The organism is Levilinea saccharolytica, assembly GCF_001306035.1.
Classification (GTDB): domain Bacteria; phylum Chloroflexota; class Anaerolineae; order Anaerolineales; family Anaerolineaceae; genus Levilinea; species Levilinea saccharolytica.
Genome location: NZ_LGCM01000008.1, coordinates 1 through 24065, shown reverse-complemented (window position 1 = coordinate 24065; position 24065 = coordinate 1). Strand labels below are relative to the sequence as shown.

Sequence of the window (24065 nt, the reverse complement as noted above, 5' to 3'; positions counted from 1 at the left end):
GCGCATCCAGCAGGTAGAGTCCGGCTAACGATTGAAAGAAAAAATAATTAAGTTGTCAGTTTAGATTGAGTATAGCAAGCGAAAAGGACTTATCCTAGGGGGACAACTTCCAAAATATCAAAACTCGGTCATAGCTTGATTGAAAATAACATTCTCAACTAAAATCAATAATAGAAAAGGTGGCGGTATGAGACTCGATATATCTTTCCAAGAGTATGATAACCAAGCATTGATTTCATTCGTGAAGGCCAATGAAAAGCGAACTTTTGTTGTTCAACGCAAATTGAGAAATGTGAATGGCAAAATTCCCTTACGCTCTCGAGAAGATATTTGGCTCACAATGGCAATGTGCCTTTTTACAACACAACAACGATCTGGACCAAAAAGCCCGATTAGTAGGTTTTTACTCGCTGAGCCTTTTCCGCTTTCGTTGGAGGAATGTTCCAAGGTTAATGATATTGAAAAATTTATTCAACAGAAAATCGAGGGATTTGGTGGGATTCGATTTGGGCCTAAGATAGCCAAGCAGATGAAACACAATTATGATGTTTTATTTTCTGGTAATTGGTCGACCATGTATGAATTTGGTAATCATCTTGAGGAACAGCGAAAATCAGACCCCTCCCCAGATCATTATATGCTCGAACGGAAAGCAGCTCTTTACATCCAGAAAACTTTCTCCGGTTTTGGGCCAAAACAATCTCGTAATTTTTGGCAATCTCTTGGATTGACCCGATATGAATTTGTTCTAGATTCCCGCGTTCTTAAGTGGCTTCGTACGATTGGTTTTTCCCTCCCCCTTTCTTCGATGGCTTTAGGAGAAGAGGAATACTATTGTTTTGTATCCGATATCCTTCGGGATTGGTGTATTCAAACCGGTATTCTGCCATGTATTTTGGATGCCGCAATCTTTTCTAGCTACGATATTGATGAGTGGCCTGAAGATGCATCGGTGTGGTAGGAAAAAAGGAATTCTCTTTTTGAGGTAACCATGAAAAAAATCGTGCTTGTTTCATGCGTCAAAAGCAAACTCAAATATCCAGCCAAAGCAAAGGACTTATACACGAGTACTCTATTCCAATCCAATCTGCAATACGCTTACCAATTAGAACCAGACGCTATCTACATCCTCTCAGCAAAGTATGGATTATTGGATCTTGATCAAATAATTGCCCCGTATGAAATGACCTTGAATACAATGACTGAAGCAGAGAAAAAGGGCTGGTCAAGACGGGTACTGGATGTATTACAAAAGAAGGCGGATTTGAAATCAGATTTATTTGTTATTCTTGCCGGGATGAATTACCGCAAATATCTTCTCCCGGAGTTAACACATTATGAAATCCCATTGGAAGGGCTGTCTTTCGGCAGACAACTTCAGGAACTAAAGCGAAGGATATCATGATGGAAGTTTGTCCCGAATTACACCGAATTTTGGAGCGTCTTCCCCACCATCATTTTCCTTTTGATAATGCTCTGATTCCATTGAATGGGATTTATATTTTGTTTGAAGATGGTGAAATAGCACATGGGACAAATCGGATTGTGCGAATTGGTACTCATACCGGGAAAGATCAATTACGTTCTCGGCTTAAACAGCATTTCATCTTGGAAAATAAAGACCGAAGTATTTTTCGAAAGAATATAGGACGTGCACTCCTAAACAAAGGAAATGATCCATTCCTGGAAAAATGGGAATTGGATCTAACCACGCGCGCGGCAAAAGATAATTTCAGATTTCAAATTGACCATGAGAAACAGAAGCAGGTGGAACGCCAGGTATCCGATTACATTCAATCTCATTTTTGGTTTGTTGTCTTTCCTGTCCCTCAAAAAGAGGATCGTCTGATATTGGAATCTCGGATTATTTCAACCGTTTCTCTGTGCCCGTCATGTCGGCCTTCTCCGTACTGGCTGGGTTTGTTCTCGCCCAAAGAAAAAATCAGAGAAAGTGGTTTGTGGATTGTCAACGAACTATATAAACAACCGCTCACTCAATTAGAGTTTGAAAACCTAAAACGGATGATATTTCCAAACGAATAGTTTTTCTGGGGGAAATTGCGTGGCCAAAGAATTTACTGTCAAATATCAATACGCCCTGAATTCTAAAGATGAGATTCAGAATATTAACGCCCTATCGAAGACTGATGAAATCCGTAGGGAAATTTATCGATGCATATCTTGCGGAAATTCTCTCAGGCCTGTATTAGGTGAAGTAAGAAAAAAGCATTTCCGCCATGTAGTGGAAGCGAACTGCAACCCGGAAACTTACTTGCATCAACTTGCAAAGAGACTGTTTTTTCATGTCTATACGGACTGCTTGGAAAAAGGCTCCCCATTTAATATCGAACTGTATGAAAATTGGGTATGCACCAGCTGTAAGGATGAGTTTGAAATTACTTGCGAGCTTGATCCAAAGTTAATAAAATTCGACCTAGTAAAACTATTTCCGAATATTTCGATAGAGACTCCGGATGGCTCGTTTATTCCCGATATTCTCTTATCCAATGGAAACGGAGAAAAACTTTTCATTGAGTTCGTAGTTACCCATGTATCATCAGAAGAAAAAAGAAATTCGGGCGCTCGAATAATCGAGCTTTCGCTTGAAGATGAAGAAGATCTCGAGCCAATTCAGCAAAAGCTGATCACTCAAACTTACTTCAAGGCTGAATTTCTGAATTTCAAAAAAATCGTAAAAACACGATGTAGTTTTCCTTCATGCAATAATAAACTCTTCTTTTTTCTATTAAAAACCGATGGTGGGGCTTATGTGTTAAATGACACCCCCAAGAAATATAAATTGCGTCTAGAGAAAGGCGATATCGAATTCTCAAAAGTCCTACCGCATGGAGGCCCTCAAATCTATATTGATGAACTGGAAAATGCATATCATGCCAAGAAGAAGATACGAAATTGTTTTCTTTGCCGGTATCACGGAGAAAATATTTTTCGTGATGATGACGAAGGTCCAATTTATTGTAAGTTTTTAAAACAGAAATACGTTTCCACCAGGGCAGTATCATGTGAGTATTACCGGGCTGATCCAAAAGCGTTCCCCTCACAAAACCTTGATATCCATTGGTTATAGATTTAAGGTTTTTCCCGAATAATTAATCGTTATGAATAAGCCGATCCCCTTGGAAGGCCTAAATTAATTTACTAATTCCTTTAAAACTCCAATCGCATCATCAAACTCGATACCGTTTGCATAGTAATTCTCTTTACAGTATCGTTCCCATCGTTGCCTCATAATTGTATCGGTCTGAATTGTTTGTAGAATTTTGTCTTGATCCCTCAACGCTGCAAGAGACGTCCTTTTTTGGGCAGTCGCGTTCAAAGCAATCCTAAAAATATTCTTATTAATGGCACGACGTTGGGTCTTCATGATAATGTAAACATCATAAAAATCTCTTGGCCGAGTATTGAGTACACTCCTTCGCAAAATAGTTTCTACCTTTTCTGCCAGGATTGTTTCGATGTTATAAGCCCAAACCTCAATCTTTTTATCTTCGAAATTCGATTGAAAGGCATATCTGATCGCTTCAGGGGTGATGATGTCTCCAGTGGTGATATCAATTTTCAAAGGAGTATTAATCGATTCGTACTTGGCAATAATTGCCACTCGAAAACCACCATATTCGTCATCCTCTCGGATAGGTGCGATGTGATCCAATTTCAGGCTGACCTCATCCCCAAGTGGAATGGCACATATTTCCGAAAGAGCTTCTTGGATTGCTTTTTCAGTAAGAGGATATCCTCTCAAAGTAGCGTCCATGTCCATGGTTGTTCTACTGCTGATCCCAACCATTGAAGCGATCAGCATTCCCCCTTTAAGAATGACCATGTCTTTATATTTTGAGAGCGAAATTCTTTCCAGTAAACGTTCCAGCATAAAATTTTGTAATACTGCTTGAGCAGGTACATGGTTTTTCAAAGCCAAGTTTTTAATTTTGGCTTTTAGCTGCATCGCTTTACTCATAAAAGAACCTCAATATATTCCCTGACGATCTTTTGGATTCTAAATTGCTTGGCAAAGTTATAAAGCTGGTCGATATTCCTGTCTTTATGGAGTACATATTTTTTCAAGGCTTCATTCACAAGTTGAACATCTACTTGGTTTCTGTTTCTTAATACATCACAGATAGTTCTTTCGAGGTTAAAAGTCTTGATATCATTCCCGTGAGACGATTTAAGCGTGATTACTCCTAATAGGAATAAATTGCGGTTTACAAAATATACTTTTGCTCCACTCGCTTTTAATGGTGTTGCGTTATATACCGCCGGCACTGTCATAGAATAAAAGAGCGGAGTCCGATCTGTCAGCCCTAAAAGGTAAAGGGCTGTTTCATGCGAAAAGATCGCTCCTTTGTACCTTGCTTGCATACTGGCCATCTCATCGACCATATAATTGGCAGCCGAATAAACACCTCTTGAAATCCGTTGGATCTCGCCTTTCTTTATTAGAATAGAAAGATAGGTTCTCGGAATTCCGAGTTTCGCAAGATCAGAAGTTAATAGGATGCCATTCTGGTTCTTCAAAATTTCCAGGATTTTATCAATTGGATTTGCTTTGTTTTTTACAACCATGCTTATATTATACGTCAAATCAGCATGGTTGTAAAATAGTCTTGATTATTTCAATTCCCCTAATTTTTCCCAGTAAGGTTCTACCGCTGAGGATTCCTCTTTATATCGATAGATTGGTTCAAAATATACATCACCGTTCTTCAAATCCTTGAACACATTGGATATGGCGATCACTCGGCGAATCTCGTGACGGATTCCGATCTGCACTAACAAATCAACTGCATCAGAGATCATTTGATTCGCCTCATGTGGCTTAACTCCAGCATCCGCACCCATGACTGTTGCTAGACGGCGAGCTGCTTCACGCGGACTGTCCGCATGGAAAGTACAGGCTCCGCTGTGCCCTGTCATCAAAGCCCGAAACAAACTCATGGCTGCCACGCCATCACGTACCTCTCCAATGACCAGGTAATCAGGTGACATTCGCATGGCATCATCGACTCCGTCTGCCAGGGTATATGGTCGGACATCCGTGCCAATCGCCTGCGGGCGGGCTTCCACCGTCTGGACGGTCGGGCGATCTACCCAGATTTCCTCTGGGTCTTCGATCTTCACGATGCGCCAGATCGTAGGCAAAAAATTGCATAAGGCACTAAGCAGAGTGGTCTTTCCGGTTCGTGTTCCCCCGGAAATCAGGATACGGGATCCTTTCTCCATGGCCTGACGAAGAACCTCCATCATTTCGGAGCTCATCATTCCGCGCTCCAATAACCACTCTGGTTTGACCGGCTTTTGTTCATAAAGACGGATATTGATAGAAGGATTACGACCTGGTGGCGCAATGACTGGATGAAGCGCCTTGATCCGTCCACCACCTGGATTATGTGGCGTTGCCGGCAATTTTGCATTGATGCTTGGGTTGGTCTCATTCAAAGTTTTGTTTTGCGGACCAATCAAGCGGTCCAATACACGCCAGATTTCACCCGCTTCAGGCCGCAGCTCAATGGTCTCCCAACGAACTGATCCTTTACGCATGATTTGCAGAAGGCCACTGGAGTAAATGGTGATTTCAGAGATGTCTGTGCGAGCCGGCGGTAAGAGTAAATCTAAGAATCCCAATCCCAATATCCGCCGAGTGAGTTCCTCAGCGATGGTAGCTTCCTGAAGAGCGCCTGGACGGCAGTTGCGTTTTCTTAACGCAGCAGCGATCTGGGCTTCGACCCGCTCCCGGATGCGCTGCCGGTCGTTCTCATTCGGACTCTGAAGAACAGAAGTCGGGAAATCATGGTTGACCTGATCGATTACCTCGTTGAAAACCTCAGACCGGATAGATTCGTCCAGGTTATTCCCATTCGTAGCAGTGTCGTACAAACCTAATATTCCTGGCATAGAAAACCTCCAATATTAAGAACCTTTTCCAACTCAAGAGAATAAATATATTCCTACGTAAATCGTATTTTAGGTAGTCGCAAAATACCCTTTTTCCCATCCGCTCGAGCCAGATTGTTTTCCACCAAGGGAAATAAAGTGTTGATGATGGCGCGAATCCCTTTGGCAAACTCATCCCCTCGCGTCACCGGCATCAAACCATCATCTTGTGCCTGAGGAACACCTGGGTCAAAAGGTACAATGGCTGCGATGGGGGGAGCCCAACCCAAGGATTTGGAAAGCTCTTCCTGAAATAACCGGGGTGTAAAGCTGCTGCGATCAGATGTTTGGTTTAGAACCAGGTAGATTGAATCTCGGGCCAGGCGTTTCTCACTTTTCAAGCCGGTCAACAATAAGGTGAGGGTATGGCGAATCGCAGTTAAATCAGCCAGAGTAGGTCGGGCAACGATCAAGGCATAATTGGCAAAAATGATCGAATGCATCATCCACAAATCTTCTGTGGTTGGCACATCCATGACAATAGCGGCATAACGACCATCTTCCGAGTCAATCAACATCCCATTAATGCTGCCTTCTCCGGTTCCTTTACTTGAGCTTTCCAGAATATGCATGTATTCCAGGGAGGATTCTGGCGCAAGCAAGATCTCTAAATTTTCCTTGCGTTGGATTGCGGCCTGAAAAGCCGCCTTGCCCGGACGATCAAAGTATTCGGTTAAATTGGGGACATATCGTAACCCTAAATGTGGCGCAGCAGCTGGTGGCAACCCCATGGACACCAGCAACGTTTTCACGCTAAGCCGGACAGACAATTCATAAGCCAGGTTTTCAGCAATGGTTGAGCAACCAGATCCACCCGCGTGCGATAGGACAGCGATCCTTTTCGTGCCGGTGATGTACGCAGATGCTCCGCTGTTGGAATAGCTGGATACCCCTTGCTGCATGGGTGCAGCTTGAGTCAGGCTTGCCCGTGCCGTCATAGCAGCACCATAAGCTGCCTGGATGATCTCAGTCCAGTTGACCGGTGCGACGAAAACTCCGCGCACAGTATCCACCTTGGTAAAGGCTCCCTGAAAATCCTTTTGAGCCAAAGGCAATACAACAATCGCAATTCCACGCCAGGCTGAAATTTTCTGAAGAGAACGAATCAGCGTATCCGGATCAGGAGCGATATCGGTCTGTACGATTACCAGATCTGGCCGCAGGTTGTTCAAATTGGTCTCGAACATGGACCATTGGGCGGCATGACCTGAGATCATAAAGCGTTGGTCTGCCAGGATCGGCTGCTGCATCTGGTAGTAAACAACATCATGACCGGCTCCTGCCAGCATGATGGTGATTTTATTGGTTTGGTAAGCGAAGTCATTCATTTGACATTAGCGCGGATGATCCCCGCCTTTGAGGCATTGGGTTGAAAGCGCAGCTCCTTTTTAGTTTTTGTAGATTGAAATAACAGAACATTTGTTTTATAATTCAAATATGAAATTGACGGCACAAGTCAAACTTCTCCCAAATCCCGACCAGGCTTTTGCTCTTCTGAAAACGCTGGAAATTGCTAACGATGCCTGCAATATCATCAGCCAAAAAGCCTGGAACGACCACTGTTTTCGTCAGTTTCCGCTTCACCACCTGACATACCAGGCAATTCGTGAAATTTTCCCCCTGGCCGCTCAGGTTGTTGTGCGCTGCATCTCCAAAGTGGCTGATGCGTATAAGGTTGATCAGAAGGTAATGCGTGTTTTTAGACCGCATGGTGCAATCGCCTATGACAACCGTATTCTGTCCTGGAAAATGGACAGATCTGAGGTCTCGATCTGGACCATTACTGGGCGGATGCATATCCCATTTGTTTGCGGGGAACGCCAACGGGAATTGTTGGTTGGAATACGGGGCGAGAGTGATCTGTCCATTCGTGAAGGCCGCTTTTATCTTTCCACCTCCTGTGAAGTGAAAGTTCCAGACCCCAAACTGGTTACCGAAGCAATGGGTGTGGACCTGGGAATTGTCAATATCGCTACAGACAGTGACGGAATTGTTTACAGTGGGGACTCCGTAGAGACTAAGCGTAGGATTTATTCTCACCGTCGCCGTAACCTTCAAAGGAAAAAGACGAAGGCAGCAAAGCGTAAACTCAAGAAAATTTCTGGCAAGCAGGCTCGCTTCCAGAAGGACACCAGTCACCTGATCAGCAAACGGCTCGTGCAGAAAGCGCAAGACACCGGACGCGCTATTGCCATGGAAGATCTCGGCGGTATTCGTGACCGGGTAACGGTTAGAGGGCGCAAGCAGAGGGCACGGAACGCTAACTGGTCGTTTTACCAACTTCGGCAGTATATCTCCTATAAGGCAGAACTTGCTGGGGTCCCAGTAATTTTCGTTGACCCGCGCAACACCAGCCGAACCTGCCCTAAATGTGGTTGTGTCGATAAGCGTAATCGAGTTACTCAATCTATTTTTTCCTGTGTATCTTGTGGTCACTCTGCGCCTGCAGATACAAACGCGGCAGTAAACATCGCTGCCAGGGCTGTTATCAACCAGCCTATGGTCTCGAACCATTTAGGTTCAGGGACAAGCCATTTTCACTAGTTAATGGCCGTTGATCTCGGTATACAACTCACCCAGATTGAGGGTAATCACGTCCGCAACATCCAACGCCAACCCTGAGGTTGGTTCCAGAGCAAGGTGAATAATCCCATATTGGTCTAGAGCAGCCAGCAAGGTTGCCGGATCAACCTTGAATCCTGGAGTAACCTCGATCAATCCCGTGGGAACATCCAGAACGATCACACTACCTTCCTGAGCTGACATGCTTGTTCGAGCAGAGGAAAACAATTCTTCTTCACTGGCACCGGCTGGAACCTCTTCATAACGAAAGGATTGAGGTACCAACAGGACTCGCACACCTGTGATTGCCAGGCGAGCGAGAGGAGAAGCTGGCGGAGCGGGGGTAGGCGTAGGGGTAGGTGTTGCGGTTACATCAGGAGTGAGTGAAACAATAGGTGAAGTAAATTCTGCAATCGGCGCAGTGAACACTGAGGTGGTACTCGTCTTGAGAATATCTGGAGAAATCATGCCAATCACCGTAACGGTTTGTCCTGGACGAAGTAGACCAGCCACGCCGCTGGCCAGATCCACATGGATCGCCAGAGCAACATGCCCTTCAGGAAGTTCAGCCGGAATGCCTGCACTGGCTATCTCTCCCAAAACGGAGGTAACGATCAGATCCCCCGGAGTTCGTCCAACAGCCAGGATCTTCCCGGTCACATCTTCAATTTTTGAAGTGGCATCCGCAGGTTTAGCGCCCATCGGGATGGTTCGCAACTCGACCAATTGGTCAGTCAGAACAGTTCCTGGGGCGATAGCGACTTTGGCGACCACGACCTGAGTTGGACGGATCACCCCGTTCAAAAGGGCGATCACAAGCAAACCGATCACGACGGCAAGTACAATAGCGGCAATGGGGGAACGTTTTTTTGTTTGCATGAATTATTTTTTCTCCTTTTTCCTAATCATTGGATTCAATATGCCCCGACACGGAGCGTCATTGGGATCGATTAGCGGCCAGGATGTCAGACGCTGTCCGTTCCAGGGAAACAGCTCCCAATTCCTGGGTAATCTCGAGATCAGAGGGTTCATTACAGCGGATGATCATTGGGCGGACTAAAACTGGTTCCAACCAGAATACATCATCGCTATAACCCAACTTGGCTATCGCATACGTACGCGGAATGCGCGCTAAGTAGCGTTTGTATTCGGTATTGACCAGCCCTTTTTCGGAGCGGCCTAAATGGGGCAAGATCAAATCCCGATCTTTGGGATCTTTGGTTTGGAACACAAATACATTCGCACAGGAGGATAGGATGCCTGAGGGTAACTCGCTTACGGTTTGAGCCATCAGATGCAGAAAAACGTTGTATTTTCTTCCATCACGCCACATCGTTTGAAAAAGATGGCTGACCGGGTTACCCGACTCTCCTGATCCCTGATCAGAAGCGGCTCCACCTGAGACGCCAGTCAGGACTTTATTCGCTTCTTCAAAGAAGATTTGCATGGGCGGGAAATGTTTACCGGACAAGGCTTCACGCCGGCGGGTAACCGCATCCGAATACAATATGCTGGCCAATAATGAGAGCAATGCTGCTTTGGAGTATTCATCCATTTCAGCGCCACCTTCGATGACAATGACTCCCCAGGGATTATCAGTGTTGCCCATCAATCCCAAATCTTCCACGCCGGTTCCACTGGCTGAAGATCCGTATTGCTTTGCCATATGTCCTTCGGAGAACTGCTCCAATCGAAGGAGAACACCCTCCAGACTGGTACGACTTACCTGATCACGTTCAAGCTTCTCTTTGTAGGTCCGCAGACGATCAACCCATTTGGACACATCCAACTTCCGGCTACGATAGACCGCTAGAGCCTGTAGTTCGGACGGCGAGAGACTTTCTAATAGAGTTCCAGGATGAAGATCATTCAGATCCTCACCAAGACTCTGACGTTCATTGCGGATTAACTCCACTTCATGTTCATCCTGAAGATGTCCTAAGGGACCATTCTGCAGCTTGGGATCGCCGGTCAGAACACCGGCCTCATAATACAATTCGGTTAGCGCGCGGCGCATGAAACCCAACTGTCTGGCTCCCATCCTGCCAGCATTCGCAAATAGCTCAGCCACCATGCTGCGGTAGCGGCCGGGTTCTATCCTTTTCGGTACTTGCAGGATATTCCATCGGAGAGGGCGTGGGGAACCGGGATAGAGCTGACGGATATCCACATGTCCAAGACTATCTTCTGAACCTTTCGGACCCACCCCCGGCCAGTTCAACGCTTTACGCCAACCCTGGCCGAAATCCAACACAATGGTGCGGTAATGCCAGAAACGAGTCGTCTCATAAGCCAGGCGTTCAGCTGCAATCGATTTTCCAAAACCAGTATCTCCGACAAATGCAGTATGAAAATGGCGGTCTGGAGATAACTTCAGAAAAGTATCTGTTAATAAACCTGTTTCGCTCGACCACTGCCGGGCGAGGGTGATATTCCCAGGCATATCCGGATAAAAAGCAAATGCTGGGGTTTCTTCCTGGGTAGTAAGCGCTGATCCCTGCTCGAACATACCTGGCGCGGTATAAGCTGCCACCTGAAGCATAGTGAGTAAGGTTGAATCAGCGTACCCACTCATGGCTTCTGGGATTGTTTCGATGCGGGTCGATGGGGTGAACGCACGCGCATGTAAACCGATATAAGCCTGTTCCGGATCAGTTAACGCGCGGGTTTGCACACCTGAAACGACATCCTCGGTGCCATGAAACGCTTCAGGGATGAGTCCCATCATTGCCTGAATGCCCTGTTCGCTGGTGGCCAAAGCATACAAATCTGTATAAAAAGCACCTTCCCGACTGGCTATATCCAACAACTTGCGTTGAGTGCGCATGATATCCGTGAGGAGGATATAAGGATCATCCTGCCATTGATAGGCATTTGAAAGCGAGAAGGAAGGAGCAACTCCGACACTCATCCCGGCGCTAATCCCACGCCCAATACTTTGCCCCAAGCCAACCCCATCTGTCTCAGATCGAGCTGTGCTTTTTGTATCTGCATGGCTCTGGGTGGTGGATGTGCTGGTCGTGTCGGCCACTGAATCCGTCTCAGCTCCAGAGGTTGTCCAAGCTTCCGATTGCGTCGTTGAGTGACTTTGGGAGGTTGTATTCGATTGACTCTGAGTAGTACTTTGCGAAACGGTGTCTGCCTGGCTGTGTGTGACCGAATTCATGCTTGAGTCAGATGATCCGCTACTGACGACCACACCATCTGCTGAACCCCAGTTAGCATTGCCACCTACGTTAGCCGATAAACCTACGCCGGCCGGAGCAATGCTCCCACCCACTCCACCATTCACGCCATAGGAAGAGCTATCCGTATGGGAGTTCGCTACACCGGACGAATCGGAGTGGGATGTTCCATCGGTTACTGCTGTTCCTTCCGTATGAGCTGTCCCTTGACTGACTGCAGTTCCAACCGTGGAAGATGAACCAATCGTATCGGTTTCGGAGATTCCAACCGTGTGCGCCCAACCGCGAGTACTGGCATGACCGTCCGTGTGTGCCTGGCCTTCTGAATTTGCAACGCCATCTGTGGCAGCTTCACCCTGGGTGACGCCGCTCGAATGGTTTGTGCCATAAGACCTGGATGCGTTTTCAGCGAGTCCCCCAGTCAAAATGGCCGGCAGGCTGATTCCAAACGAAGCAGCCCGGGTTCCCAACTGACGGGAAGCGTAAACGGAGGTATCTTCCAACATACCGGCCAACATGCGGGTAATATCTTCAAGACGAACATGATTGGTGAGCAGCATCAACAAGAATTCTTCTTCCAGGCTGCTCATCCCACGAAATAGCAGTTCATTCTGTTGAATGGAATATTGCTGTGCACCCTGACTTCCAGACACTAATGGATCGCGCATCGAAGAGTCACCACCGCGAGCGTTTTCACGTGGATCTGGATGCCCGACAGCCACAATGGCATAAGGCATCTGCTCAAGAGCACGCGCTAACCATTGGGCTACCTCAGTTGAAAGTGGTTCAAGGCGGATTTGACGGTAAGCACCCACCAATCCGGCTCGTAAGGCAGATAGATCACGTAAAGAACGTTGGATAGCTTCTTCTTTCTTTGGCGAAAACGCAGCGACTCCATAGCATTGAACAATTCCTACATTGGGGTTCTTAAAAACGCCGGCAGCCAGATAAACCAGATCCACTTGAGCACCATACAAACCACGCAAGACCGTACGCATCTTCTGTAGCAGCCCAGCATCCCGGCGAGCTTCCAGAGAGATGTAGCGTAATTGCAGCAGCCGGACCGCCCGGTATCCCTGATATTCCCGCGCACCTTCCCGCTCTGTGACACGAAAGACCAGATAGTCAAGCTCATTTCGATCGTTGAAATGTAGCTCTGTGCCTTCCACTTCCAGATCATTGGGAATGGAGAGAGGGTCATCTGTTCTCAGCCAGGGTATTTTTTCGGTCAGTTTTCCAATAATCATCGTTCTCTTTTCTCCGTACTTGGCGTTCTGCCTCATCAATTCGCCAACCAGATCAGCTGGTAAATTCATGAGGCTGCTTTTGCTTGCGCAAAAGAAGCCCTGGATTGCTATTGCTTCACTGTTTCCCACCAGATTGCATCAACCACCTCATTCGTATTTGGTTCGACAACCACCACCTGTGGTGAACGCTGGCGATGGGGAGATGATGCTCGCTGGTCTTCACGAGTTGCGGAACGTTGCTCAAATGTTTCTTGTGGGTAACCTTCATTCCCTTTTTCACTTCTCTTTTCGGAAGTATTCCAAGGTCGAAGCCGGAACAAGAGACTCATCTGGGCAATCAGCGCCGCAAATGCAGTGATGATGAGGACGCCTGCCATCAGGATGATCATGACGATCACGCCTAAAGCAGGTCCGCGCAGCAAATCCATCAGTTGTGACATATTGACCTCCAATCGTTGAAATAGAATCTGGCGTTAATCAAGAATTCCCAACGTTCATAAGACTCTCACCTAAAAAGGTAGAGTAATAAATCAAGCAAGCCCACGATTTTGTGTGCTGGTTTCATCTATCACCCTATCTTCTGGTTCGATAACGATTGATCAACTCGCTTGCGCCGGCCAATGGATTGACCAGTGACATCGGGTTGATCAGAACTTGCTGCAGCAACATGGCAAAATAACCTAACGGGATCACCAACCATAAAGCCCAAAGAATAATCGTGGTTACATTTCCGCGTGTATTCGCAATCACTGCTGATGCGCTTTCAGATGTCCCAATCAGTGCAGCCCATTGATCTGCTGATAATTGAGCGGTGTATGCCAGGTAGAGCCGGCTTCCGATGACGGCCAGGGAATAAATCGCAATTCCCGATTTCATATTCCACAAAAGGGTATGTTCCTGCATGTGCACCAGTAAAAGGATGATTGTGCCAGCGATCCACATTGCTGCACCCAGCCAGGGAACCGGTGCTCCCATCCCCCATTGGCTGATTACCCACAGCACCAGAATAATCGCCGTTGTGATTTGAGCTGTGTATAAATCCGGAGTAGCAGCCTCCCGCCCACTTCGTCCTGGTCGGAAAGCTGCTCTGGATTGCACACGTTGGTCCACGAAACGGATGATCAACCCTGCGCAAAGAATACTTACCAGAGCAGCTCCAGATTCGCTAAGCCAGTAAACGGTTGCGAGAACACCGTTCAACAGGTAAGTAGGCAGAGCAGCGAGAAAATCCCCAAAAACGACAAAATAATCTGTCATGAACCAATGCCTCCTTACTTGTCATAATCGTTTCGTGGACACCACAACCCAATTACCAGTAGGGAATAGATTACGGCCATTAATCCCAGGACGACTGTCAGCAGCACACCGACCGCAATCGATAAAACCTGCACTTTGACCTTTACGGCACCAACGCCGGAAGAGCCACATAAACTTGCATCGTTCCATCAATCCCTACTCGCCTCGGTTGGGTGATTGGAACTCCGCGGAAGCGAGTGCCCGTAGTGACTACGTCCATTCGCAAGTTGAAGGTTCCTGGATCTGCAAATGGAACACGGAGTGCCTGGCCAGTAGCAGTACAGGTGCCGCCGCCATCACATCCGCCTGTCCATGAACCAATTCCGGGAATCAGGGCGAAGTTTGATTGGTGGACGAAGGCTTCATAATGGGTTTGACCTAATCTACCTGTAATCCAATCCTGGCTAGCAGCATCAAGCGTAGCAGTAGCTTGCAGTGATGCTACAGCGTCCGGTAAATGTTCTACATGTGTCCGGCATTCCTTGAACACCATTTCTGTATCTGAGACGCCATCGTTGACAGTTGATCCAGATCCGGTATTGCAATTGGGGGTTTCTCCGGAATTGGCTGAGCGGCAAACATCTCTCTCTTCATAAATCGGCTCATACCAGGTGAAGATCACTGGAGGAACTGTCACCCTAACCTGGATATCTGCACCACGGCGATTTTCAGTATCTTGTCCCACAACCAGGGGATTGTTCGGTGCGATTTTCTGAATGACGAGGACAGGTTGTTGTATAGAAACGGTTGGATCAGGACACTCCCTTGGGGGAGGAGGTGGGGTAACGATCCCTGAGCATCCTCCTGGAATGGCGGCACAATTTTGTGATCCATTCAAATACAACAGATACAAAGAGCGGAGTGCACCATCATTCCACGTCATTTGAAGCAGGGTTGTGATGAATCCCCACCCGGAGAAATAGGTCCACACATCTTGCTGACCATTGAGAACCGCTCCCCAGAATTGATCCGGGCTGGTGTACTCTGGATGTTCCGCCTGTACCTTGCTCCAATCCAGATTATCACCGGCAACAAGCCCAAGAAAAGAAATGAGACTGCCGTAACCATTTCCCAGCGATCCATAAGAGCCGGTCAAACCACTTTCTTGGGGGTTCATGGCCATAAAAAACAATGTTGAAGCAGAGGGTAAGACAACGATATTCCCGCTGGGCGTTTGATAGCGGTGATAATTTGCATCAAGATCAATGGACTGACCAAAGGGCAGTTCAATTGACATCCAATCGGGGTGATCGGTGGTAACTCCCAGATCAATCAAATCAGGATTCAGATTTCCATCCGGCTGAAAAACTTCTGACCAGGGATCAGTGCCCTGAGCATAAACAGCAGATGGTATGAGCAAGGTCAAGACGACAATGATCAGGAAAAATCTTTTCACTACTTCTTTCCTTCTTCTACAGTTGTGGTGGGAGTTTTTCCCCGAGCGAGAATGGCATTGATTTCTTCTTCCATCAGGAAACGATCAAACTTCCAACCACTTTCGGTTTTTGCGAGAACAACATATGCTGTATCCTGGGTTTTATTGCTGCCCGGTAATGGGGAAGATAATGTGATGGTCATCTGCCAGACTTGCTCGGAACCATTGTCTGCGACTTTTTCTACTGCCTGAGAGGAAGCTGTGACCACAGATTTGGCATCCACGTATTTTTCCCACATACGGTCAGCGCCGGCCGTAAACATCTCACATCCAGCAGGCGTGCTGAGCTCGCAGATGCGCTCAAGCCAGGCTTCTTTTCCTTCCTGATAGTTCACCTGGAAGACTTTTTCGATGGCATTGACCGCTGCAGTAGAAACCAGACTATCTTCGTTGGTTGATGCTGCTGAATCTTGTTCCATACGAAGGGGCCAGTTTTCGATCACCAGGATACCAATAGCAATGAAGACTGCCAGGATGACGGCAATGATCAGATTGCGTTTTGAGACTGGAATTTCTTTCAATTTTTTCTCCTTTTCCGGTTAACGGGTTTGAAAGTTAGTTAAAACAAAAGCGACCATTCAGATCTCAACGCCCATTTACATGCGCTCAAGTTATGTAAACAGGAAAGAAGCTGATGGTCGCTCCAAGGATTATTTGGACCAGCTGAAGATTATCAGCGACCGAACAGAAATTTGGTTGTGACTCTAATCATAGCAAGAAGAAAGCACTTATCCTAGGGGGACAAATTTGACGGAATTGGTGAAAACGCGGATTTTAACTTGACAAAGCAATACTAGAGTATTACATTATAAATAACCTAACCGATAAGGAAAACGAGCATGCCGAAAACAAATTCTGCGAGTAAACCAGTACGATCTTTTCGAATAAGTCCAGAAGGCGTGAGTCAATTAAGAGCGATGGCAAGCGTTATGGGACGGAGTGAAAGTGATGTGATTGAGGTTGCGCTAGATCGAATGTATCGGGAGGAGATTCGTTATAACCGGGTCCTACGTGAAGGTGCCCGGTCAGAAGATCTGTATCAGATAGATAAAAAGAATGAAGGAGAAAATGAAATTCATCGTAGTGATTCTTAAGTTGATGGGATGGGTAGTCAAAGCTGCAGTCATCCTGGCTATTTGCTCCAGTATTTTGTTCGTTGCCTACAAGGGAAACCAGCCAATGCAGGTTCCTGAAGCTCCGAAAGGGATGACCTACTTCGAATTCGTTGCTGACCGGATAGATGCCGCAAAAACAGTAGAACCTTCCCGGTGCGGGTGGGGGATGATGTTGTCTTTAGCCACTTTAGGCCCAATTTATTCAATTGTTTACACTGAAGTTGGCATTCATCCGGATGGAGCTCTTGCGCGAGGTACCGCACCAGATCCAGATATTCCAAAGGATGTGGCACATGCTAAGTGGTATGAAGTGCCTGGAATCTGGTGGAATACCGTTGAAAGATTATCCTGGACCATGGTGGGGAAACAGGCAGCCTTCGGATGTAAGTTTAGGAAAGTAGATGGTTTATGATGATGACAACTGATACTTGTCCAAAAGCCTGGTAACTTTTTTAATCATTGTACTTTGAATCAAGTATCAGAGTGCGCGACCATCATAAATAGCGTCGATACCCAAAATTAGTGAAGAATTTATTTATTTATCCAATCACTTAATCCCAACCTTCAGAAAGATTTTAGGCTGTTTAATACCGACATGCGATTTATTTTATGCCCTTGATAACTACCTTACGGAAATTATCAAGGGCATAGGTACATCAGCGGATTTATGGGGTTAATTCCCAAAACGCCATCTTTACGCTAATCATAAATGCTTAGTGCGCAGCAACTGGGCATTGATGGCCACGATGACCGTGCTCAGTGACATCAAGATGGCGCCAACAGCGGGTGAAAGTAAGATACCCCAGGGGGCTAGCACTCCGGCTGCCAGTGGAATGGCGACCACGTTGTAACCTGCCGCCCAGATCAGATTCTGGCGCATCTTGCGGTAGCTGGCCCGGCTCAGTTCGATCACCTTGACCACATCCAACGGGTTGGATTTCACCAGGATGATCCCGGCGCTCTCCACGGCCACATCCGTGCCGCTGCCGATGGCAATGCCCACATCCGCACGCGTCAAAGCTGGAGCATCATTCACACCGTCGCCCACCATCGCCACTCGCCGTCCCTGCTTCTGCAGTTCGATCACCTTCTGGTCTTTGTTTTCCGGCAGCACCTCAGCAAAATAGGTATCGATACCCAGTTCACCAGCCACCGCCTTGGCCACTGCCTGGCTGTCACCGGTCAGTATGGCCACTTGCACGCCCATTTCATGCAGCCGACGGATGGCTTCATGGCTCTCCGGACGGACCACGTCAGCCAATGCCAGGGACGCCAGCGGCTTGCCATCCTGTACAAGATGGACCACACTCTGCCCTTTGGCGCTTGCGGCCTGGTCAAAAATGGATAGGGATTCGGGCAGCGTGATGGTCAGCATTTCCAGTAGTCGCGGTCCGCCGACGTAGACATCATGCCCACTCATTTTGGCGTGGATACCACGGCCTTTGATCGCTTCAAAATCCTGTACTACAGGCAGTTGAAGACCCTTCTGCTGCGCAGAGCGGCGGATGCCCTGGGCGATGGTATGCTCAGAATCACCTTCCACGGCTGCTGTCAACGCCAGAGCATCCTCCGGTTTGATCCCATCCAGTGTTTCGATCCCCACCACCCCAAAACGACCTTCTGTCAGTGTTCCGGTTTTGTCAAAGATAACGGTGTTGATCTCACGCGCCGCTTCAAGCGCCAATCTATTGCGCACCAGGATGCCATTGTTGGCACCCATTGCTGTGGTGATGGCTACCACCAGCGGGATGGCAAGACCCAGCGCATGCGGGCAGGCGATCACCAGCACGGTAGCCACACGTTCGATCACCGTTACGTTGAAGCCGACCCCAATCGTCCAGGCGATGGCAGTGATCACGGCGGTGCCCAGTGCAATGTAGAACAGCCACCCGGCAGCTCGGTCAGCCAACAGTTGAGTGCGGCTTTTTGACATCTGAGCCTGCTGTACCAGGCGCATGATTCCGGCAAGCGCCGTCTGGTCACCGGTTGCCGTCACACGTATACGCAAACTTCCGTCTCCATTGATCGAACCTCCCACAACCTTTTCACCTGGGTGCTTGTGAACCGGTTTCGATTCGCCAGTGATCATGGATTCGTTGACTGCTGACTCGCCATCCTCCACTACGCCATCTGCCGGAATACTGGATCCCGGACGAACAAGCAACCGGTCTCCGGATTTTAGATCAGACACGACCACTTTCGTTGTTTGACCATTCGCATCAATGCGCTCGGCAGAGTCTGGCATCAGCTTGGCCAGGGCGTTCAGTGCGCCGGATGCCTGGCGGATGGAACGCATCTCGATCCAATGTCCCAGAAGCATTATGACGATCAGTGTCGCAAGCTCCCAAAAGAAATCCATTTGGTTCGCCAGGAACAGGCTGGCCACACTATAAACAAATGCGACGATGATGGCCAGGGAAATCAAGGTCATCATGCCCGGCTGGCGGTTGCGTAATTCAGGGACTGCCATCTTAATGAAGGGCAACCCACCATAAACAAAGATGATCACTGCAAAGATGGGCGTTATCCAGCGCGAACCAGGGAACACAGGCATTGAAAATCCTAACAAGGCCTGGAAACCCTGGCTGAAGAGCAGAACCGGCAGAGAAAGTATCAGCGAAACCCAAAATTTTCGTCGGAACATCTGCTCATGCCCGGAATGATCCACGTGGGCGCTGTGGTCTTCATGTCCACCATGTTCCATGGGCATGTTATGATCTCCATGCCCTCCCATGTCCATCTCGTGCATATTCATTTCATGACCGGCATGAGCGTCATGACTGGCAGGCATCTTACTGTGGTCATGGTCCATCCCGGTCATTTCATGCATATGATGTTCGTGTTCCATGTTTGCATGATGCATGGAGGAATGATATATTTTTTGTGTCATTTCATCGTCTTTTTTTGGTTCTTCAGTCATTTTTCACCTCATACAGCAACAAAAAACAAGGCAGTAGTACTCATCATATCATTTCTACACCAATAAAAACCGCCGACGCATTCATTTTGGCTGGATGACGGCGTCGGCGAGGACATAAACATTTTAACTGGCTTGCACTGATTCTGAAATTATCCTATCAAGTGATTTGACCTTGCCTTGCCAAAATGGGTGATCAGTTAAGTTGAAGGGCAGTGGTCAGGCAGGTATTGCTTCCAGCATAGGTCGAGATTGGTGCCTGGGCGACTTTCCCGTCGTAGCTGACGTTCACATTCCCATCGAAATTACGAGGCAGCCACACCCCAATGAAGCCGTTTGCCATGGTGGTCAGGTCGGAATTGACGACCTCTTTTCCAGCTTTATCGGTAATGACCGTATGAATTACCTTGCCTACCAGCTCACCCTGGCATGAGGTTAAGCTGTGTGTGCCACAAGGATGTGTTTGGAAAATATAAGGCGCAAAGGAGAGATAAAACTTATCCTTGGGAAGTGCAATGCGGACTTCATCTTTATCATCTGAGAGGATCAGATAATCACTGGTGATACTGGCCCGGAGCCCTGAAGGATCCGAAGTGGAGCTATCGAGCTTTTGCACGATCTCCTCGACAGAAAGTCCGCTCAATCCATATTTCTCGAGAAAGGTGGTGTTTGTTTGACTTGCTGGTTTCAACACCAGAAAGGCACCGACTGCGATCACAACAACTGCGATAATTACGGCGATTATCAAGCCTTGAGTCTTTTTCATCTAATTGGTTTCCTTTTGATAAAATTTGTTGATGTATGATCGAAATGGGAGAGCAAATCTTATGAGACGATCCTGCTCTCCCATCATGGATGTTGCTAATGAATGTCTTTCACCATTGTCTGATATTGTTCCTGAGTGATCTCACCCCTGGCATACCTTTCGTCCAGGATCTGTTTGGCGGTTGTAGTGTTATTCTTTACGTGAGTGCCGTTGGTACCGAACAGTCCCTTTACCAGCAAAACAGCCAGAACGATGATAATGATCCAAAAGACCAACATGCCACCCATCATTCCAAAGCCCATCATCTTTCACCTACCTTGTTCCCAGATCAACCATAAATTTTTGAAACTCTTCGCGAGTGATCTCGCCTTTGGCGTAACGTTGTTTTACGATCTCGATAACGGACGGCGTACTATTGTTGATTTGTTGTCCGGATTCGTTATTGCCTAATCGCTTCACGATCCAAACGACCAGGAAAACAACTCCAATGATCATAGCGATCGAAATGATCATATTGATGATCATGCCGACCCAGCCTAGACCGCCCAACCAATAACCCATCATCATACTGTTTCATCCTTTCCTGTAGCTCAATCAAGAGCAGTCTGTTTTTTACTTACAGACTTATCTTAACCATTGAGGATGAAGCTTTAATCAAGGGTTTGTAAAGTTTCGTTAAAGAAAACTGGGAAATAATCCCCCTTTATTTGGGAAGGGGGATCAGAAACGAAAATGTACTGCCTTTTCCTTCGCCGCTGCTCTCAGCCCAGATCTTCCCCTGGTGAGCCTGTACGAGTGCCTTGGCAATGGTTAGTCCAATACCGCTGCCACCGCTGGCGCGGTTGCGCGACTTATCGGTACGATAAAAACGATTGAATACATGGGTGAGTTGTTCTGCGGAAATACCGATACCAGTATCCTTGACCGAGAAAAGTATCTCAGACCTCTCCCGTCGCGTTGTCATGGTCACTTTCCCACCATTAGGTGTATATTGCAGGGCATTTCCCACAAGATTTGTTAGCACCTGGATAATTCGATCTTTATCCACAAGAACGTCGGGCAAACCGGGTTCCACATCTGTCACCAACTGAATGTTCTTTTCTTCGAATTGACGGCCAAGAGCGCTTTGAATTCTCTCGATCAGGCTGGCAGGCGAGACGGGCGCAAGCTGCAACTGAATGGCGCCAGCCTCCACCCGGCTCAATTCCTGCAGATCGTTAACAAGCCGCTGCAGCCGGTCAATTTCAGAGTGGATTTGCTGGTAAGTCTCCGGGTCGGGGGGTAAAACACCATCCATCAACCCTTCCAGGTATCCTTTGACCGCTGTCAGAGGGGTACGTAATTCGTGGGTAACGTCCCCAATCAGTTGCCTGCGCATGGTCTCTGTCTTCTCCAATTTATCTGCCATCTGGTTGAAACTGAGCGCGAGTTGGCCAAGTTCATCGGTCTGGTCTGCTTGCTGACCACCAGGGAGAGACAACCTTTCTTCGTATTCCCCCTCTGCGATGCGGTGGCTGAGACTCATCATGCGCAACATGGGGGTGACTACCTGGCGGCTGATGAAAAAGCTGGCCAGAATCGCTGAAATAAGGGCTGCGAGTGTTGCATAAGTGACTGCTTCATACACTGCCGTCGTGTACTGTGAAAATAACTCAGATTGCATTTGCTGGTTGTTGCCCATTGGGTTCGCGTTGGACATAATCGCGTTCATGCCCGCCATGTGGCGTTCAAATGCCGCTGGAACGGATAGACTGGCGGCAGTGATCAGCACCACTATGCCGATAAATACAACCAGTAGGTATGAGAGGAACACCTTCCAGGCAAGATGCGTGCGTATAAATTTCATCATAAAACCACCTACTTGTCCTCGAAGCGGTAACCGACCCCGCGGATCGTTTCGATCATGGCTTCATTCCCCAATTTTTGGCGGACATGACCAATGTGGACATCCACCACTCGTGTGTCACCGAAATAGTCATATCCCCAAATCTTCTCAAGCAGTTGTTCGCGGCTGAGCACCATACTTTGGTGCTGGGCGAGGGCCAGCAGTAGATCAAACTCAACCGAAGTCAGGTCGATCAAATTGTCCTCCACCCAGACGCGTCGGGCGGCAACATCAATGCGAAGATGTGCAAAATTGAGAATGGCAGCCTCCCCGGTATTCCCAGCAGGGTTCTGCAAGCGCCTGAGAGCTGCTTTGATCCGGGCAACCAATTCACGCGGACTGAAAGGTTTGGTCAGATAGTCATCCGCACCGACGGAAAGTCCCACGATCTTGTCTGTTTCCTCTGACCGCGCAGTAAGCATGATCACATAAACGTTCGATTCACGCCTCAGGTTGGCAAGCAGTTCTATTCCATCCATACCAGGCAACATAACGTCCAAAACAATAATGTCCGGTTTGAAAGAGCGGGCGGCAGCCAACCCTGTTGGCCCATCAAAAGCTGATTGGAATTCATACCCTTCCGCCTTCAAATAAGCGCTAAGAACATTGTGAATGGACGTTTCGTCGTCGATTATGAGTATCTTTGCAGCTGCCATTTTCATTTCCTCGCAGTTGATCTAGTTGTTTATTTATTTTACATACAAACAGGGATCGGCAGAACTGCCAATCCCTGATAAGGAGGAGTGTGGATCAAATCATTCCCACATTTCAATAAACGTGCCGTGCCAGGTGTGCAGGAAGATCTGTCCACTATAGCCATTGACGCTCAGCATTCCGGCTGGTTGGTTGTCTTTCATAATATCGATGGTGTAATAACCATAGAAGGGATCTGCATCGGTCGCGGTTTTGTACCCGGGATATTGCTGATCCAGGTATTGTTGTGCAAGTTGTAAGGCTTGCTCTGAGGTGACCGTCATCTGAGAAGAGGAGGCGGATGAGTTGTAATAATAACCACCCATCATACCTGCGCCGCCCATCATGCCATATCCGCCCATGTGTCCATATTTCTGATTCCACATCATGTTTGGACCATATTCGGGGAAGACCGACAAGGTAGTGGGGTCAACCAGCAACTCCATGGCGCCGATGCCTGTACTTTTCTCGACAATGCGGGCATAAGCGTTGTTATTGAAGATCATGATCTCTTTGAGCTCAAGGTCGGAATTGTTCAGGTTTTGTAAATAATCTTCGACAGCCTGTTTTGCCTTATCGACAGTCAGGGGTTTGACGTTTGTGTTGTTGTTATTTGGGAAGGTGCCTGTCGGGTTGTATCCACCCATCATGTTGTAGCCGCCCATCATCGAGTAGCCAGTATTATTGGTGGTTTTCCCGTTCAAGCAACTAGTGGCGGGATTGTTCGCAAATATATTGGAATGCCCAATGAAGAATCCTGCTCCAAAAAGCAAAGCTGCTATGACTACGCCGGCTATTACCGCTAATGTTATGCCCAAAGTTTTATTCATATACTTTCTCCTATTCACTATCTACGTTACTTTACTGTTTTAGTGTATCGGAGGTTGGTGTAACATATTTTCTGTAAAATGCTGAACCTTAACAAAAGCGGTGAGTCAGAAGTATCCTTAAGGTCACCACAACCGAAGAAGGAGACTAAAAATGACTCACCAAAATGATTATACCTTGG

24 protein-coding genes are annotated in these 24065 nt (G+C 47.4%); 7 read left to right on the top strand and 17 right to left on the bottom strand.

The genetic code is table 11. The features are described from left to right. The first annotated feature begins 187 nt into the window (after positions 1–187). From ADN01_RS19020 to ADN01_RS19015, 4 genes are read left to right on the top strand one after another with little or no spacing between them, the layout of a single operon-like run. Positions 188–961 carry a hypothetical protein gene (locus ADN01_RS19020; RefSeq protein WP_147239106.1) on the top strand — a complete coding sequence of 258 codons (774 nt, stop codon included), beginning with the start codon at positions 188–190 and terminating at the stop codon, positions 959–961. 30 nt (positions 962–991) lie between these two features. Next, positions 992–1405, top strand: coding sequence for a DUF6884 domain-containing protein (locus tag ADN01_RS01875; protein WP_062419248.1), 414 nt, complete (start codon positions 992–994; stop codon positions 1403–1405). After that, the gene (locus tag ADN01_RS01870; protein ID WP_075070876.1) at positions 1402–2043 is read left to right on the top strand and encodes a hypothetical protein; all 642 of its coding nucleotides are present in this window, start codon (positions 1402–1404) and stop codon (positions 2041–2043) included. Before ADN01_RS01875 ends, ADN01_RS01870 begins: the two co-directional genes overlap by 4 nt. A gap of 19 nt (positions 2044–2062) precedes the next feature. Continuing rightward, positions 2063–3088: a competence protein CoiA family protein gene (locus ADN01_RS19015; RefSeq protein WP_147239105.1), complete on the top strand. Its 1026-nt coding sequence runs from the start codon at positions 2063–2065 to the stop codon at positions 3086–3088. Positions 3089–3151: 63 nt separating this feature from the next. Here the strand turns inward: ADN01_RS19015 and ADN01_RS01865 are convergent, their stop codons facing one another. The 4 genes from ADN01_RS01865 to ADN01_RS01850 are packed head-to-tail and all read right to left on the bottom strand — an operon-like array spanning position 3152 to position 7283. Continuing rightward, a complete protein-coding gene (locus tag ADN01_RS01865; protein ID WP_062419247.1) occupies positions 3152–3979 on the bottom strand; it encodes a nucleotidyl transferase AbiEii/AbiGii toxin family protein in 828 nt (275 codons plus the stop codon). Next, a complete protein-coding gene (locus ADN01_RS01860) occupies positions 3976–4587 on the bottom strand; it encodes a type IV toxin-antitoxin system AbiEi family antitoxin domain-containing protein (RefSeq protein WP_075070894.1) in 612 nt (203 codons plus the stop codon). The genes ADN01_RS01865 and ADN01_RS01860 overlap by 4 nt, the downstream gene beginning before the upstream one ends. A gap of 45 nt (positions 4588–4632) precedes the next feature. Further along, the gene (locus tag ADN01_RS01855; RefSeq protein ID WP_062419245.1) at positions 4633–5916 is read right to left on the bottom strand and encodes an ATPase, T2SS/T4P/T4SS family; all 1284 of its coding nucleotides are present in this window, start codon (positions 5914–5916) and stop codon (positions 4633–4635) included. A 53-nt stretch (positions 5917–5969) separates the two neighbouring features. After that, positions 5970–7283 (bottom strand): AAA family ATPase, encoded by a 1314-nt coding sequence (locus ADN01_RS01850; RefSeq protein WP_062419244.1) that lies wholly within the window; start codon positions 7281–7283, stop codon positions 5970–5972. A 109-nt stretch (positions 7284–7392) separates the two neighbouring features. On the opposite strand from ADN01_RS01850, the gene ADN01_RS01845 reads away from it, so the two are divergent. Continuing rightward, positions 7393–8499, top strand: a complete 1107-nt coding sequence (locus tag ADN01_RS01845; RefSeq protein WP_075070875.1) for an RNA-guided endonuclease InsQ/TnpB family protein — start codon at positions 7393–7395, stop codon at positions 8497–8499. On the opposite strand, the gene cpaB is transcribed toward ADN01_RS01845, so the two are convergent. The 6 genes from cpaB to ADN01_RS01815 all read right to left on the bottom strand — a co-directional run bounded on the left by cpaB (position 8500) and on the right by ADN01_RS01815 (position 16201). After that, positions 8500–9396, bottom strand: coding sequence for a Flp pilus assembly protein CpaB (gene cpaB, locus ADN01_RS01840; protein ID WP_062419242.1), 897 nt, complete (start codon positions 9394–9396; stop codon positions 8500–8502). A gap of 58 nt (positions 9397–9454) precedes the next feature. After that, positions 9455–13018 (bottom strand): serine-rich protein, encoded by a 3564-nt coding sequence (locus tag ADN01_RS19010; RefSeq protein ID WP_147239104.1) that lies wholly within the window; start codon positions 13016–13018, stop codon positions 9455–9457. Between the two features lie 38 nt (positions 13019–13056). Next, positions 13057–13389 carry a hypothetical protein gene (locus ADN01_RS01825; RefSeq protein WP_062419239.1) on the bottom strand — a complete coding sequence of 111 codons (333 nt, stop codon included), beginning with the start codon at positions 13387–13389 and terminating at the stop codon, positions 13057–13059. 133 nt (positions 13390–13522) lie between these two features. Further along, a complete protein-coding gene (locus ADN01_RS01820) occupies positions 13523–14206 on the bottom strand; it encodes a hypothetical protein (RefSeq protein ID WP_062419238.1) in 684 nt (227 codons plus the stop codon). Positions 14207–14348: 142 nt separating this feature from the next. Then, complete coding sequence (locus ADN01_RS19005; RefSeq protein ID WP_147239103.1) at positions 14349–15641, bottom strand: hypothetical protein; 1293 nt, start codon at positions 15639–15641, stop codon at positions 14349–14351. After that, complete coding sequence (locus ADN01_RS01815) at positions 15641–16201, bottom strand: hypothetical protein (protein ID WP_062419237.1); 561 nt, start codon at positions 16199–16201, stop codon at positions 15641–15643. Before ADN01_RS01815 ends, ADN01_RS19005 begins: the two co-directional genes overlap by 1 nt. A gap of 318 nt (positions 16202–16519) precedes the next feature. On the opposite strand from ADN01_RS01815, the gene ADN01_RS19540 reads away from it, so the two are divergent. After that, positions 16520–16774 (top strand): hypothetical protein, encoded by a 255-nt coding sequence (locus tag ADN01_RS19540; protein WP_160318356.1) that lies wholly within the window; start codon positions 16520–16522, stop codon positions 16772–16774. Next, entirely contained in the window at positions 16749–17207 is a 459-nt protein-coding gene (locus ADN01_RS01810; RefSeq protein WP_062419236.1) for a hypothetical protein, read from the top strand. Before ADN01_RS19540 ends, ADN01_RS01810 begins: the two co-directional genes overlap by 26 nt. Positions 17208–17498: 291 nt before the next feature. Here ADN01_RS01810 and ADN01_RS01805 read toward each other — a convergent pair whose 3' ends face one another. The 7 genes from ADN01_RS01805 to ADN01_RS01775 form a co-directional block, all read right to left on the bottom strand. Continuing rightward, the gene (locus ADN01_RS01805) at positions 17499–19715 is read right to left on the bottom strand and encodes a copper-translocating P-type ATPase (protein ID WP_082142902.1); all 2217 of its coding nucleotides are present in this window, start codon (positions 19713–19715) and stop codon (positions 17499–17501) included. Positions 19716–19908: 193 nt separating this feature from the next. Further along, positions 19909–20478, bottom strand: coding sequence for a CueP family metal-binding protein (locus tag ADN01_RS01800; RefSeq protein ID WP_062419235.1), 570 nt, complete (start codon positions 20476–20478; stop codon positions 19909–19911). A gap of 95 nt (positions 20479–20573) precedes the next feature. After that, complete coding sequence (locus tag ADN01_RS01795) at positions 20574–20783, bottom strand: SHOCT domain-containing protein (protein ID WP_075070874.1); 210 nt, start codon at positions 20781–20783, stop codon at positions 20574–20576. Between the two features lie 7 nt (positions 20784–20790). Further along, entirely contained in the window at positions 20791–21045 is a 255-nt protein-coding gene (locus ADN01_RS01790; protein WP_062419233.1) for an SHOCT domain-containing protein, read from the bottom strand. A gap of 136 nt (positions 21046–21181) precedes the next feature. Continuing rightward, positions 21182–22327, bottom strand: coding sequence for a sensor histidine kinase (locus tag ADN01_RS01785; protein WP_062419232.1), 1146 nt, complete (start codon positions 22325–22327; stop codon positions 21182–21184). Positions 22328–22335: 8 nt separating this feature from the next. Next, entirely contained in the window at positions 22336–23019 is a 684-nt protein-coding gene (locus tag ADN01_RS01780) for a response regulator transcription factor (protein ID WP_062419231.1), read from the bottom strand. A gap of 99 nt (positions 23020–23118) precedes the next feature. Next, positions 23119–23886 carry a hypothetical protein gene (locus tag ADN01_RS01775; RefSeq protein WP_062419230.1) on the bottom strand — a complete coding sequence of 256 codons (768 nt, stop codon included), beginning with the start codon at positions 23884–23886 and terminating at the stop codon, positions 23119–23121. Positions 23887–24065: the final 179 nt, after the last annotated feature.